Origin of the sequence: Kibdelosporangium banguiense, from assembly GCF_017876405.1 — a bacterium.
GTDB lineage: Bacteria > Actinomycetota > Actinomycetes > Mycobacteriales > Pseudonocardiaceae > Kibdelosporangium > Kibdelosporangium banguiense.
This window is the reverse complement of the sequence record NZ_JAGINW010000001.1, coordinates 4,685,051-4,699,074: the sequence shown is the minus strand read 5'-3', so window position 1 is coordinate 4,699,074 and position 14,024 is coordinate 4,685,051. Positions and strand designations below refer to the sequence as shown.

Here is a 14,024-nt window from a genome sequence, read left to right as displayed (position 1 = left end):
TCGTCCTCGCGCTCAGGTGTTTGCTTTTCCTCTGGGCGCGGGACGCCGATGGCCCGCTTAGTTGACGTGACCTTAACAGCCGCGAAACGCAAAAAACACTCTTGCGGAGTGAAATCCGTCAGCCCAGGTAACGATTTGACCGGCTGCGACGATACATCGCCGGACGCCTGCAGCTTCGTCTGTCCAACCCAGCATAACCGACGTACGGGTTACCGCGAAACAGCACAAAGTACCTGGTAGCGTGCCTGCAATGACCTCTCGCGGCCGGTTCGCGGCGTTATCGTTGTCGTTGCTCTTCGTGTTCATGCAGGTCGCATGCGCCACCAGAGAGCAACCGGCCACCCCGCCGCCCGCGTCGCAGCCGGCGTTCCCGGCGACGCTGACGGCACCCGACGGTAAGCAAGTCGCAATCGAACGGCAGCCGTCCCGGATCGTCTCGCTGAGCCCGACCGCCACCGAGGTTTTGTTCGCCATCGGAGCGGGTAAACAAGTAGCCGCGGTGGACGACCAGTCGAACTTCCCGCCGGAGGCACCGAAGACGGCGCTGTCCGGCTTCAAGCCGAACGTCGAGGCCATCACCCGGCACAATCCCGACCTGGTCGTCGTCGCGGGTGACCTCAACGACGTCGTCGGCGGGCTGACCGCTGTCAAGATCCCGGTGCTTCTGCTGCCCACGGCCAAGAACCTCGACGAGGCGTATGCACAGTGGACACTGCTCGGCCGGGCGACCGGCCAGGTGTCCAAAGCCGACGACGTGGTCCGCCAGGCCCGTGACGAGATCAAGAAAATCGTCGACGGGACGCCGCGCAAGCCGCTGAAGTACTACCACGAGCTCGGCCCGGACCTGTTCACCGCGACCTCCAGCACGTTCATCGGCCGCGTCTACGGCCTGTTCGGCCTGCAGAACGTCGCCGACCCGGCGGACACCCCGGCCGCCGGCGGCTATCCCCAGCTCGGCCAGCAGGCGCTGTTCCAGGCCAACCCCGACCTGATCTTCCTTTCGGACACCAAATGCTGCGCCCAGTCCGCCGACACCGTCCGCGCCCGGCCACAGTGGCAGACGCTGAGCGCGGTGCAGAACAACCGCGTGATCGCGCTGGACGACGACATCGCATCCCGTTGGGGCCCAAGGGTCGTGGACCTTGTGCGGCAGGTGTCGGAAGCGGTGAAGGGCTGAACCGTCTGTCCGCCCGTGCGCTGGCGGTGGCCCTGCTGATCCTCCTCGTGGCCGCGTTCGTGTCCACGTTGGTCGGTGTGTCCTCGCTCGGGTACCAGCGGGTCCTGCAGGAGATCTGGGCACAGCTGACCGGTGGCGTGTCGCCGTTGTCCGAACGTGAGGCCGCGATCCTCTGGTACCTGCGGGTCCCACGGGTGGTGCTCGCCGGGCTGGTCGGCGCGGCCCTGGCCATCTCCGGGGCCGCGTTCCAAGGTGTGTTCCGCAATCCGCTGGCCGATCCGTATCTGCTTGGGGCCGCAGCCGGAGCCGGGCTGGGCGCGACCATCGTTGTGGTCAGTGCGCCTGGCGTCGCCGGCTGGGGCATCAGTCCGTTGCCGCTGGCCGCTTTCGTCGGAGCCTTGGGCGGAGTCGGGCTGTCGTGGGTGCTGAGCCAGTCGGCCGGGCGCGGCAACTCGGCGACGCTGCTGCTCGCCGGGGTCGCGGTGGCCTCGTTCCTCACCGCGATCCAGACCTTCGTTCAGCAGGTCAACATCGACACGATCCAGCGGGTGTACGAGTGGATGCTCGGCGGGCTGAACACCACTGGATGGCAGGAGGTGCTGCTTACCCTGCCCTACATCGGCGTGACGAGTGTCGTTCTGTGTCTGTGTGCCCGCTTGCTGGACGTGTTGGCGGTCGGGGATGAGGAGGCCGCCTCGCTCGGAATCCGGCCCGCGCGAGTCCGGCTCCTGGTGCTGGGCGCGGCTTCGTTGGCGACCGCGGCGGCTGTCTCGGTCAGTGGTTTGATCGGGTTCGTGGGGATTGTGGTGCCGCACGTCGTCCGGCTGATCGCGGGGGCGAGCTACCGGGTTGTGCTGCCGTTGTCGCTTATCGGTGGGGCGACGTTCCTGATCGCGGCCGACGAGGTCGCGCGGACCATCCTGGCTCCGGCCGAACTGCCGATCGGCGTCGTCACGGCGTTCACTGGGGCGCCGTTCTTCCTGCTGGTGCTGCGGATGAACCGGAGCCGGTCGTGATCGAACTGGTGGGTGTGAGCGCGGGGTACCGCGGAAAGCCGGTGGTGTCCGGGGTTTCCGTGCCGGTGCCGCGTGGCAGCTGGCTGGCGATCATCGGACCGAACGGGGCCGGGAAGTCGACTCTGCTGAAGGCCATCGCGGGCCTGGTCCCGTGTTCCGGCTCGGTTCTGCTGGACGGCAAGCCGGTCGGGGAGCTGACTTCCCGGGAACGGGCCCGTGCTGTGGGCTACGCGCCTCAGGTTCCTGTTCTGCCTGAAGGGTTGTCGGTGACCGACTACGCCCTGCTGGGGCGCACTCCGCACCTGGGCGCCTTGGCCCGGGAAGGGGCCCGGGATCTTTCCGTTGTGCAGCAGGTACTTGCGCGGCTCGATCTCACTTCGCTGGCGGGACGGCAGCTGCGGACCCTGTCCGGCGGTGAACGGCAACGGGCCGTCCTGGCCCGGGTACTGGCCCAGCAGACCGGGATCCTGCTGTTGGACGAACCGACAACAGGACTGGACATCGGGCACGCCCAGTCCCTGCTGGATCTCGTGGACCGGTTGCGTACCGAGGACGGGACAACCGTTGTCTCAACGCTGCACGACCTGACTCTCGCCGGGCAGTACGCCGACCAGCTGCTGTTGCTGGACCGTGGAAGTGTTGTCGCCAAAGGGAATGCGGCGACAGTACTGGACAGTGAAGTGCTTGCCAGGCACTATGACGCCAGGCTCGCCGTGCTGGACGGACCCGATGGAAATCCCGTCGTGGTCCCCAAACGCCGCCCGATCGAGTGATGCAATTCCAGCTGTCCCAGAGCAAGCTTGAACCATGACCCGGCTGACATCCCTGCTGCTCGCCCTGGTCACCTTCTTCTCGGTGGCTCCGGCGGCTTCTGCCACTACCAACTGGTCCGCTCCTGGGCCGCATCCTGTTGTCGTCGAAGCACTTGACGACGCACACACCGTCTACCGGCCCGCTTCTCTCGACGGGCCTCACCCCGTGATCCTGTGGGGCAACGGAACCGGATCCGCTCCGGCGGTCTACGACGGCTTACTCCGGCACTGGGCCTCATACGGTTTCATCGTGGCCGCCGCCAACACCCCGAACTCCGGTTCAGGACAGGAGATACTGGCCGGCCTGGACGCCCTTGAGGCCGAGAACTCCCAGCCCGGGAGTGTGTACTTCGGCAAGGTCGATGTCGGCAACGTCGGCACCAGCGGGCATTCCCAGGGCGGAGGCGGGGCGATCACAGCCGGCGCCGATCCCCGGATCGACACGACAGTGCCGATTCAGCCCGGACCACTGGGCGACGTGCAGTCGTTGCACGGCCCCATGCTGATCCTCGCAGGCCAGTTGGACGTGGTCGTCCTGCCGCTGCTGCTCGTGCTCCCCCGCTACACCGCCGCCACCCACATTCCCGCCGTCTACGGAGAACTCGCCGGAGCCACCCACACCACCCCAACAGGCAACGGCGGCGGATACCGCGGCGTCACCACCGCCTGGTTCCGCTACTGGCTCGCCGGCGACCAATCCGCCCGCAGCATGTTCTTAGGCCCAGACGCCACCTGCGGTCTCTGCAACGACCCAGCCTGGTCCGACGTCCGCCGCAACGCCCTCATCCCCCGCACCTGATGACAATCACTCGTCTCCCATGACATCAAGCGGGAGGTCACCTGGCAGTACCAACAGCCTCTTGAGAAGCGACCTGCCGAGTTCGACCGCGTGCTCGGTCGCCCCTGACACGGCAAAGCAGAACCAATCGACCACATATCCCTGATCCACCAGCCGCCACACCACATCAGCCTTCGGCTCAAGCCGATCCAGCAACCAGTGGAGGTGATCGACGAGCTCGCCAATCCCGACAACAGTCACAGCGACGTGCGACGGACGGTCTCCGCACCACGCCCTACCCGATCCCCAACCTCGGACATGTGCGTGTGCTCAAGCCTCAGCGCCCGCGCCGAGCTCCCACCATGATCACCCGACAACCGAACGTCGCCCCAGTCCGCACAACAGCATCATCGCCCAGCGAAGATCAGCAACGCGAATCGAATACTGGGTCAATGCCTCGCTGAATCTCGGCGTCTATCACGCGAGTGGTCAGCGGGTCGCCTATGCGCGCGTCGTGACCAACCTGGCGACCTTCGCCTGGCTCTGCGATGTCTACGTCGACAAGCTCAAGCGTGCTACTACCAGCCCTCGACGTCCATGCGATCCTCGACGAGAGCTGATCCTCGTGGCGGGTCAACGGCCCCACATCTTGGCGCCGTTGCCATCGGTCACTGACTTCACTGCGCAGCCCATCAATTCTACGGCCTGCAGCAGAGTTTCCCGGGCCTGCTGCTCTTCCTCCGGCGGATAGGCGACCCGGATCTGGTGGCCGTAGGCCGTTTCGTAGGTGAGCTGCCATGTTGCTGTGGCGAAGTGGTCCTGCCGGGTGCCGTCGTCCAACCGGACGCCGCCACGATCTTGTGTTGGTGCAAGGGCTTCGCACAGGATCCGGAGGCGCTCCACATACGGCAGTGAGCCTTCGGTCAAACGCACGTAGGCGTGCTCCAGTTCGCGGGGCGACTCGAACCACTGTGCCTGCGGCGCCGGCAGAATGTCACTTTCCAGCCCGCCGCTGAGCCAGCTTTCCAGGAACTCCACCGCGCCCAGATCGTGTCGCTCGTAGTCGAAAGTCTTCGGATCCCAGGCCACCACCGGCCACTCGTCCGGCTCCCCCTTCGTGAGCCAGCACAGACGCGGGCCATTGGAGGACGTCGCCCAGATCAACAGCCCACCAGGCTCCGGATAGAGCGGATACGGATAGTCCTCCGGGTCGATGTCCCCGCCCTCATCCCGGAACTCGCGATCGCCATCAAGCAAATCCACGCCATAACCCAGCAACGTGCACGGACCGAACGGCGGAAGCAGAGTCACCAGGTCGCAGAACGTACCGCTGCCATAACGCTCGACCAAACCCCGGTAGTCAGCCGGCAAGACCAATCCCAGCCCAGCCCAGTCACCCGTCGCGTCGACCGGCTCCAAGGGCGGCGGCACCCGCGCGACAAGCTCCTCCAGCGCACTCATGACCCGCACCGTATCGGGTACGAAAATTGTCGGTGGTGGGTGAGAGGCTGCTGCGCATGACCACGGAACCGAAGGCGGATCTTCACCGCTATCTGCAAGCTGCCCGCGATGCCTTGGTGTGGAAGCTTGACGGGCTCTCGGAGTACGACATCCGCAGGCCGTTGACGCCGACCGGCACCAACTTGCTGGGGTTGATCAAGCACGTTGCGAGCTGCGAACTGGGATATCTCGGAGACACCTTTGGGCGGCCCTCCGGTGAGCCGCTGCCCTGGTTCGATGATGACGCGAGCGTCAACGCGGACATGTGGGCGACCGCCGACGAGTCACGCGACGACATTGTGGGGCTGTACCACCGGGCGTGGGCGCATTCGGACGCGACGATCAATGCGCTGCCGTTGGATGCGATCGGTCACGTGCCGCACTGGCCGGAAGACCGGAACGAGGTGACTCTGCACCACATCGTGATACGCATGATCGGTGAGACCCATCGGCACGCCGGGCACGCTGACATCGTCCGGGAGTTGATCGATGGGGCCACCGGATTGTGGCTGGACAACAATGCCGTGGCGCTAGGCGACAAAACCTGGTGGGAAAACTACCGGAACCAGTTGGAGCAGACGGCGCGAGAGGCGGGCCGGTGACCAGGTGCTCTTCAGGCCTGGCACAGCCAGTAGAACGTGTTACAGTTTTCCGGTGATCCTTGATCGTTTCGCAGTGAGCGGCAAGGTGGCTGTGGTCACCGGGGCTGGGCGGGGAATCGGTGCGGCCACGGCCGTCGCGCTGGCTGAGGCGGGTGCGGATGTCGTGATCTCCGCGCGGACCGCCGAACAGCTCAAAGACGTCGCCGAACAGATCGAGCAGGCCGGGCGGCGGGCCAAGGTGGTGCCCGCCGATCTGAACAACCTAGACGAGATACCGGCGCTCGTGGCCGCGGCCCAGGAGTCGTTCGGGCGGCTGGACATCGTGGTGAACAACGTCGGCGGGACCATGCCCGCGCCGTTCGTCAACACCACGCCCGACATCCTCAAAGACGCGTTCCACTTCAACGTGGCGACCGCGCACGCGCTGAACCTGGCCGCGGTGCCCGTGATGCTGGAGACCGGCGGCGGGTCGATCGTGAACATCTCCTCGGTCCTGGGCCGGTTGAGCGGGCGCGGTTTTCTCGCATACGGGACCGCCAAAGCCGCGCTCTCGCACTACACGAGACTCGCCGCGACCGATCTTTCGCCGAAGATCCGGGTGAACGCCATCTGCGTGGGATCGGTGGCCACGTCGGCGCTGGACATCGTGCTCAGCAACGAGGAAATCAAGACCAAGATGGAGCAGGCCACCCCGCTGCGCGTGATCGGCGAACCGGAGGACATCGCCGCGACCGTCCTGTATCTGACCAGCGAGGCGGGCAAGTTCGTGACGGGCAAGGTCATCGAAGTCGACGGCGGCACCGAACGCCCGACGCTCGAACTCGGGCTGGAGGACCTGTGACGTACCGAGTCGTCCAGTGGAGCACCGGGAATGTCGGGCGGCACGCGATCGCCGGGATCGACGCCCGCCCGGATCTGGAACTGGCCGGTGTCTGGGTGTCCTCCGAGGCCAAGGCCGGCCGTGATGCCGGCGACCTCGCGGGACTTGGCCGTACGCTTGGGGTTCAGGCCACGAACGACGCGGATGCCTTGCTGGCGTTGAAACCTGACTGTGTCGTGTACACCGCGATGGCCGACGACCGGCTCAACGAGGCCCTGGAGGACCTGGCCCGGATTCTGCGGGCCGGTGTCAACGTCGTGTCCAGTTCCCCGGTCTTCCTCCAGTTCCCGGACGGGGTCGTGCCCGAGGAGGTGTCCGGGTCGGTCAAGGCCGCTGCGAAGGAGGGCAACGCCTCGTTGTGGGTCAACGGGATCGACCCGGGGTTCGCCAACGACGCCCTGCCGCTGGCCCTGACCGGCATCAGCGAGCGTGTCGACCAGGTGCGTTGCCAGGAGATCCTGGACTACTCCACCTACGACAACCGCAAAGTCCTGTTCGACATCATGGGTTTCGGCCTGCCCGAAGGCGAGATACCGCTGCTCCTGCAGCCCGGCGTGCTCCCGCTGGCGTGGGGCAGCGTCGTGCAGCAGATCGCCGCGGGGCTCGGCATCTCGCTGGACGAGGTGACCGCGGACCACGAGATCGTCCGGGCTCCGGAACGGTTCGAGATCAAGTCCGGTGTCGTGGAGAAGGACACCGCCGCGGCGCTCCGCTTCGAGGTGAAAGGCATGTACCAGGGCCGCGCGGTGTGCGTCCTGGAGCACGTCACACGGCTACGCGCCGACCTCGCCCCAGACTGGCCTCAGCCTGTCGGTCACGGCAGTTACCGCGTCATCGTCACCGGCGAACCCACGATGACCCTGGATCTGCAGCTGATGGCCTCCGACGGTGACCACAACACCGCAGGCCTCAAGACGACCGCAATGCGCCTGGTAAACGCAATCCCGGCGGTCGTCAACGCGCCGCCGGGACTGCTCACCGCTCTGGATCTTCCCCTGATCACGGGGAAGGGACTGGTCAGTCCTTCTTCTTAGGCTCCTCGGCCGCCTCGGTCCCGGCTTCGGGAGCCGCCGGGACCTTGGCTTCCTCTTTCTCGCCTGCGGACTCGTCCTTCTCCTGCGACTGCGAGTCGGCCGCCTTCTCGTCGTCGGCCTTCTCGTCGGAGTCGGAGTCGGAGTCGGAGTCCTTGTCGGAAGCCTTGTCCTCGGCTTCCTTCTCTTCGTCGTCCTTGTCCTCGGCGTCTTCGGAGACCTCGATGGGCGCCGGGTCCTGTGGGGTGCCGTCGCCGCGCAACAGGGCCAGATCCTCACGTTCGCCCTTGTTGCGGGCGATGATGAAGTAGAAGACCGCGCCGATGAAGACCAGCACCGAGACCCAGACGTTGATCCGGACGCCGGCGACCATCGTGGCGGCGTCGGTACGCATCAGCTCGATCCACGTCCGGCCCAGCGTGTAACCGGCGACGTAGAGAGCGAACGCGCGGCCGTGGCCCAGGCGCATCTTGCGGTCCACGTAGACCACGAGCAGCGCCACGCCCAGGTTCCAGAGCAGCTCGTAGAGGAACGTCGGGTGCACGATGGCGATCGGCGTGTGGTCGATGGCGACACCGGACAGCGGGTCTTCCAGACCGGTCGCCGGGTTGATCCGCTGGTAGATCTCCAGGCCCCAGGGCAGCGTGGTCGGCCCGCCGTAGAGCTCCTGGTTGAAGTAGTTGCCGATCCGGCCGATGGCCTGCGCCACCACGATGCCGGGCGCGACCGCGTCGGCGAACACCGGCAGCGGGATGCCCTTGCGCTTGGCGCCCAGCCACGCGCCCACGGCACCCAGGGCGATGGCGCCCCAGATACCCAGGCCGCCCTCCCAGATCTTCAGGGCGTCGATCGGGTTCTTGCCCTCACCGAAGTACCGGTGATAGTCCGTGATGACGTGGTACAGCCGCCCGCCTATCAGGCCGAACGGCACCGCGTACACCGCGATGTCCACGACCTCACCTGGGCGTCCGCCCCTGGCCTGCAGCCGCTTCTCGCCCCACCAGATGGCCACGATGATTCCGAGGATGATGAAAAGCGCATACGCGCGAATCGGAATCGGGCCGATCTCCCATACGCCCCTGTCCGGGCTAGGGATATTCGCCAGGAACACTGTCGCACCGGTCACGCGGCACACGGTAACGCCTCGCGTCAGGCCACACGCATACCACCCTGGCGAGTGACCTAAACGTTGCTAAATCACGAGGCCTGACCTGCGGCGACGCGCGACCGGACACCCTGAGCGAGCTCAGCGGCCAACGCACGTACCGGTTCGATACCTTCGCCCGCCTTGGTGACGAACGCCGAGCCCACGATCACAGCGTCAGCGAACGCGGCCGTCTCAGCCGCCTGTGCACCGGAACGGATGCCCAAGCCGACACCGATCGGCAGGTCAGTGTGCGGCCGGACGCGCCGTACCAGGTCCGGAGCGGCCACGCTGACCGCGTCGCGGGCGCCTGTGACGCCCATGACGGCCGCCGCGTACAGGAAACCGCTGGTCTTGGCGACCGTACGGGCGATCCGCTCCTCCGTGGATGCCGGCGCGACCAGGAAGATGCGGTCCAGGTCATGCGCCTCTGACGCCGCGAGCCACTCGTCGGCCTCGTCGACCACCAGGTCAGGCGTGATGATCCCGAGGCCACCGGCCGCGGCGAGGTCGCGGGCGAACGCGTCCACGCCGTAGCGGTATACCGGGTTCCAGTACGTCATGACCACGGCGTTGCCACCCGCGGAAGCGACCTTCTCCACGACCTTGAACAGGTCACGGATCCGGAAGCCACCGCTGAGCGCCTGCTCGGCGGCCTTCTGGATAGTTGGCCCGTCCAGCACCGGGTCGGAGAACGGCACACCGACTTCGACCAGGTCACAGCCGGATTCGATCATCGCCGAGAGGATCTCGGCGGATCCGTCCACGGTCGGGTAGCCGGCCGGCAGATAACCGACCAGCGCGGCCCGGTCCTCGGCTTTCGCGGCGGCGAACAACGCGTCCAAGCGGGCCATCAGGCGTCCTCTTCTACCAGGCCGAAGAACCTGGCCGCGGTGTCCATGTCCTTGTCGCCCCGGCCGGACAGGCTGACCAGGATGACGCTCTGCGGGCCCAGCTCCTTGCCGAGCTTGATGGCACCGGCCAGGGCATGTGCCGACTCGATCGCCGGAATGATGCCCTCGGTGCGCGACAGCAGCTGGAACGCGTCCATGGCCTCCTTGTCGGTGACCGAGCGGTACTCGGCGCGACCGGAGTCCTTGAGGTACGAGTGCTCCGGGCCGACGCCCGGGTAGTCCAGGCCGGCCGAGATCGAGTACGCCTCGACGATCTGGCCGTCCTCGTCCTGCAGCAGGTACGACCGCGAGCCGTGCAGCAGGCCCGGAGAGCCCTCGGACAGCGTGGCGCCGTGCTCACCGGAGTCGATGCCGTGCCCGCCGGGCTCCCAGCCGACCAGCCGGACTTCCTTGTCGTCGATGAAACCGTGGAAGATGCCGATCGCGTTGGATCCGCCGCCGACACAGGCCGCGACCGCGTCCGGCAGGCGTCCCGCCTTCTCCAAGATCTGTGCCCGCGCCTCGATACCGATGACCCGGTGGAAGTTGCGCACCATCAGCGGGAACGGGTGCGACGCGGCCGCCGTGCCCAGCAGGTAGTGCGTGGTGTCCACATTGGTCACCCAGTCGCGGAGTGCCTCGTTGATGGCGTCCTTGAGGGTGCGCGAGCCGGTCTTGACCGGGATCACCTCGGCGCCGAGCAGCCGCATCCGGGCCACGTTCAGCGCCTGGCGCTCGGTGTCGACCTCGCCCATGTAGACGACGCAGTCCAGGTCCAGCAACGCGCACGCGGTGGCCGTCGCGACGCCGTGCTGGCCCGCGCCGGTCTCCGCGATGACCCGCTTCTTGCCCATCCGCTTGGTGAGCAATGCCTGGCCCAGCACGTTATTGATCTTGTGCGAGCCGGTGTGGTTGAGATCTTCGCGCTTGAGCCAGATCTGCGCACCACCGGCGTGCTCGGCGAAGCGCGGGGCCTCGGTCAGCATCGACGGCCGGCCCGCGTAGTCACGCAGCAGGCGCAGCAGCTCGTTGACGAAGTCCGGGTCCTGGCGGGCCTTGTCGTACTCGGTCGCCAGCTCGTCCAGCGCCGGGATCAGCGCCTCCGGGATGAAACGGCCGCCGAACGTCCCGAAGTAACCACGGTCGTCGGGGTCGTGTTCGTCGTGTTCGTGACCGTTCTTCTCGGCGTCGCTCATCGGCTGGGCCTCGGGCAGGCGGGGTGCGAACCGGCGGTGACCAGCTTGGTCAGCGCGGCCTTGGGGTCGCCGCTGGCGACCAGGCCCTCACCGACAAGCACCGCGTCGGCACCAGCTCCGGCGTACGCCATCAGGTCACCAGGTCCGCGCACACCGGACTCGGCGATCTTGACCGTCTCGAACGGCAGGCCGGGCGCGATCCGCGTGAACACCTCCCGGTCGACCTCAAGCGTGTGCAGGTCACGGGCGTTGACACCGATCACCGACGCGCCGGCCTCCAGTGCGCGATCGGCTTCCTCAGCCGTGTGCACCTCCACCAGCGCGGTCATGCCCAGCGACTCCACCCGGTCGAGCAAGCCGACCAGCGTGTTCTGCTCCAGCGCCGCCACGATCAGCAGCACCAGGTCCGCGCCATGCAGCCGGGCCTCGTGCACCTGATACGGGCTGACAATGAAATCCTTGCGCAGCAAGGGAATGCTGACCGCCGCGCGCACCGCGTCGAAGTCCGCCAGCGAACCTCCGAACCGGCGCTGCTCGGTCAGCACGCTGATCACCCGCGCGCCCGCGGCCTCGTAGTCCGCCGCCAGCTCGGCCGGATCGGGGATCTCGGCCAGCTCGCCCTTGGATGGGCTGCGGCGCTTGACCTCCGCGATCACACCGACATCCGATGACCGCAGCGCGCTCATCACGTCCTTGGGCGGAGCCACCTTCGTGGCCTGCTCCTTGAGGACTTCAAATGGAAGCCGCGCTTCCCGGGCCGCGAGATCCTCGCGTACACCGTCGATTATCGACTCGAGAACGCTCACCGCGTATGCCCCTTCCCGCCGCACTGATGCTAACCCCGCGCCAGTTCGCGGCAGGACGCCGGGTCGGCCGTGCACACATAGCATGCGCGCAGCAACGCAACGCCCGCGCGACGGGGTCACTAGACAGTTGGGTCCTTGCCCTCGCTGAGCGCACGCCACAGCTCCTTTTCCCCGGTCGGCTCGGCTTTTGCCGCCGCGGGAGTCTGATAGTTCGCACCAAGCCTGGGCATCCGGTGACCGGCCCGCACCAGCACCACACCGGCGCCGACGACCACAATCCCCGCGATCAACGCGAGCCCCCGTGCCAACAGGCCTGCTCCACTTGTCTGCCCCTGGTCGAAGGCACCGTCGACAGCCAGCCAACCGGCCGCGAAACCGGTCAGCGCCAACAACCCTCCGACCACCCGGCGCGGCCAGCCACTCGTGGCCAGCACGCCCGCGATCCCAGCCAGGTATATCAGTGCGAGCGGCACGAGCGCGGCCACTTTTTCCGCGCCCGTCACACCAATGGACCAGTCCAAGCGCGAGGAACCCCACAGCGCCGCCGCCCCGCCGAGCAGCAACGCCGTCACGATCCATAGTGGACGACGGGCCCGCGCCTGGTCACTCATGGGACTGCCGGGCCGCCGAGGTGATGGTCCCGGCCATCGCGATCGCCGAGAGCACCGCACCGGCCTTGTTCTGGCACTCGTCGTCCTCGGCACCGGGGTTCGAGTCGGCCACGATCCCGGCTCCGGCCTGGACGGAGGCCACACCGTCCTGGATCAGCGCGGTCCTGATCGCGATCGCGGTGTCGGCGTCGCCGGCGAAGTCGAGATAGCCGACCACACCGCCGTACAGCCCGCGCCTGGTCGGCTCGAGTTCCTCGATCAGTTCCATCGCGCGTGGCTTGGGCGCGCCGGAGAGCGTCCCGGCCGGGAAACACGCCGTGACCGCGTCGAACGCGGTCTTACCCGGCGCGAGCTTGCCGGTCACGGTCGAGACGATGTGCATGACGTGGCTGTAGCGCTCGACCCGGAAGAAGTCGACGACATGCACCGAGCCCGGCGCGCAGACCCGGCCGAGGTCGTTGCGGCCGAGGTCGACGAGCATCACGTGCTCGGCCCGTTCCTTCTCGTCGGCCAGCAGATCCTTCTCCAGGACGGCGTCTTCGTCCGCGTCCACCCCGCGCCAGCGCGTGCCCGCGATCGGGTGCGTGGTCGCCACCCCGTCCCGGACGGTGACCAGCGACTCAGGGCTCGACCCGACGATGTCGAAACCGTCCAGCCGAAGCAGGTACATGTACGGGCTCGGGTTGGTGGTGCGCAGAATCCGGTACACGTCCAGTGAGTCGGCCTCGGTCCGCATCTCGAACCGTTGGGACACCACGATCTGGAAGGCCTCACCGGCCCGGATGGCCTCCTTGGCCGTCTCGACGGCCTGGCCGAACTCGGCCCGGGTGCGGCGGCGGGTGAACTCCGGCTTCGGCCGGTCGAAGACCATCGCCGTCGGCTCGGCCGTGGTGCACAGGTCCTGGGTCATCTTGTTCAGCCGGGCGACCGCGTCGTCGTAGGCCTCGTCGACCCGCTGCGGCGAGTTGTCCCAGTTCACCGCGTTGGCGATGAGTGTGATCGTGCCCTCATGGTGATCAAGGGCGGCCAGGTCGGTGGCCATCATCATGACCAGCTCAGGGATCTTGAGATCGTCTTCGGCCAGCTCAGGCAGCCGTTCCAGCCGGCGCACGGTGTCGTACCCGATGTAGCCGACCATCCCGCCGGTCAGCGGCGGCAGGCCAGGCAACGGCTCGGTGTGCAGCGTACGGAGCGTCTCCCGAAGGGCTTCCAGCGGGTCGCCGTTGCCGTTCAGGTCGTGCGGGACCTTTCCGGTCCAGGTGGCCTGACCACCCTTCGAGGTCAGCGAGGCCTCGCACCGCACACCGACGAACGACCATCGTGACCACGAGCGGCCGTTCTCCGCCGACTCGAGCAGGAAGGTGCCCGTGCGGTCGGCGGCGAGTTTGCGGTACACCCCGACCGGGGTCTCCGCGTCCGCGAGCACCTTCCGGACGACCGGGACGACCCGGCGGTCGCGGGCGAGGACATGGAACTGCTCCCGGGTGAGGCTGATCGCCCCCATCGCCGTGGAGCCGAGTGGTTCCGTTCCGATCACGCTGGCCATAGGGGTCATTCTGCCGGGAATGAGAACCGTCC

General features: G+C 67.1%; 15 protein-coding genes. 7 read left to right on the top strand and 8 right to left on the bottom strand.

Features of this window, described 5'->3' with window-relative positions; all coding sequences use genetic code 11:
• Positions 1-250 precede the first annotated feature (250 nt).
• Genes JOF56_RS22300 through JOF56_RS22285 form a run of 4 tightly spaced genes read left to right on the top strand, consistent with a single transcriptional unit; the run spans position 251 to position 3,804 of the window.
• Complete coding sequence (locus tag JOF56_RS22300) at positions 251-1,177, top strand: ABC transporter substrate-binding protein (RefSeq protein WP_209641191.1); 927 nt, start codon at positions 251-253, stop codon at positions 1,175-1,177.
• Positions 1,178-1,197: 20 nt separating this feature from the next.
• Positions 1,198-2,193 carry a FecCD family ABC transporter permease gene (locus JOF56_RS22295; protein WP_209648410.1) on the top strand — a complete coding sequence of 332 codons (996 nt, stop codon included), beginning with the start codon at positions 1,198-1,200 and terminating at the stop codon, positions 2,191-2,193.
• On the top strand, positions 2,190-2,966 hold the full coding sequence (locus tag JOF56_RS22290) for an ABC transporter ATP-binding protein (protein WP_209641189.1): 777 nt from the start codon (positions 2,190-2,192) through the stop codon (positions 2,964-2,966). The genes JOF56_RS22295 and JOF56_RS22290 overlap by 4 nt, the downstream gene beginning before the upstream one ends.
• A 34-nt stretch (positions 2,967-3,000) precedes the next feature.
• Complete coding sequence (locus JOF56_RS22285; RefSeq protein WP_209641187.1) at positions 3,001-3,804, top strand: poly(ethylene terephthalate) hydrolase family protein; 804 nt, start codon at positions 3,001-3,003, stop codon at positions 3,802-3,804.
• A 6-nt stretch (positions 3,805-3,810) separates the two neighbouring features.
• Here the strand turns inward: JOF56_RS22285 and JOF56_RS61160 are convergent, their stop codons facing one another.
• Positions 3,811-4,044 carry a DUF4279 domain-containing protein gene (locus JOF56_RS61160; RefSeq protein ID WP_504739840.1) on the bottom strand — a complete coding sequence of 78 codons (234 nt, stop codon included), beginning with the start codon at positions 4,042-4,044 and terminating at the stop codon, positions 3,811-3,813.
• A gap of 372 nt (positions 4,045-4,416) precedes the next feature.
• Complete coding sequence (locus JOF56_RS22280) at positions 4,417-5,244, bottom strand: SMI1/KNR4 family protein (protein WP_209641185.1); 828 nt, start codon at positions 5,242-5,244, stop codon at positions 4,417-4,419.
• Positions 5,245-5,300: 56 nt separating this feature from the next.
• Here JOF56_RS22280 and JOF56_RS22275 point away from each other — a divergent pair, with 56 nt between their 5' ends.
• From JOF56_RS22275 to JOF56_RS22265, 3 genes are read left to right on the top strand one after another with little or no spacing between them, the layout of a single operon-like run.
• The gene (locus tag JOF56_RS22275; protein WP_209641183.1) at positions 5,301-5,885 is read left to right on the top strand and encodes a DinB family protein; all 585 of its coding nucleotides are present in this window, start codon (positions 5,301-5,303) and stop codon (positions 5,883-5,885) included.
• Positions 5,886-5,937: 52 nt separating this feature from the next.
• A complete protein-coding gene (locus JOF56_RS22270) occupies positions 5,938-6,726 on the top strand; it encodes an SDR family oxidoreductase (protein ID WP_209641181.1) in 789 nt (262 codons plus the stop codon).
• Positions 6,723-7,799: an NAD(P)H-dependent amine dehydrogenase family protein gene (locus tag JOF56_RS22265; protein ID WP_209641179.1), complete on the top strand. Its 1,077-nt coding sequence runs from the start codon at positions 6,723-6,725 to the stop codon at positions 7,797-7,799. Before JOF56_RS22270 ends, JOF56_RS22265 begins: the two co-directional genes overlap by 4 nt.
• Here the strand turns inward: JOF56_RS22265 and lgt are convergent.
• From lgt to JOF56_RS22235, 6 genes are all read right to left on the bottom strand, one after another.
• Positions 7,783-8,922, bottom strand: a complete 1,140-nt coding sequence (gene lgt / locus JOF56_RS22260) for a prolipoprotein diacylglyceryl transferase (RefSeq protein WP_307855211.1) — start codon at positions 8,920-8,922, stop codon at positions 7,783-7,785. The two genes, JOF56_RS22265 and lgt, sit on opposite strands and share 17 nt — an antisense overlap.
• Positions 8,923-8,993: 71 nt before the next feature.
• Positions 8,994-9,794, bottom strand: a complete 801-nt coding sequence (gene trpA, locus JOF56_RS22255) for a tryptophan synthase subunit alpha (RefSeq protein ID WP_209641176.1) — start codon at positions 9,792-9,794, stop codon at positions 8,994-8,996.
• Positions 9,794-11,029 (bottom strand): tryptophan synthase subunit beta, encoded by a 1,236-nt coding sequence (gene trpB, locus JOF56_RS22250; protein WP_209641174.1) that lies wholly within the window; start codon positions 11,027-11,029, stop codon positions 9,794-9,796. Before trpB ends, trpA begins: the two co-directional genes overlap by 1 nt.
• Positions 11,026-11,835, bottom strand: a complete 810-nt coding sequence (gene trpC / locus JOF56_RS22245) for an indole-3-glycerol phosphate synthase TrpC (RefSeq protein WP_209641172.1) — start codon at positions 11,833-11,835, stop codon at positions 11,026-11,028. The genes trpB and trpC overlap by 4 nt, the downstream gene beginning before the upstream one ends.
• A 119-nt stretch (positions 11,836-11,954) precedes the next feature.
• Complete coding sequence (locus tag JOF56_RS22240; protein ID WP_209641170.1) at positions 11,955-12,446, bottom strand: Trp biosynthesis-associated membrane protein; 492 nt, start codon at positions 12,444-12,446, stop codon at positions 11,955-11,957.
• On the bottom strand, positions 12,439-13,992 hold the full coding sequence (locus JOF56_RS22235) for an anthranilate synthase component I (RefSeq protein WP_372448074.1): 1,554 nt from the start codon (positions 13,990-13,992) through the stop codon (positions 12,439-12,441). The genes JOF56_RS22240 and JOF56_RS22235 overlap by 8 nt, the downstream gene beginning before the upstream one ends.
• Positions 13,993-14,024: the final 32 nt, after the last annotated feature.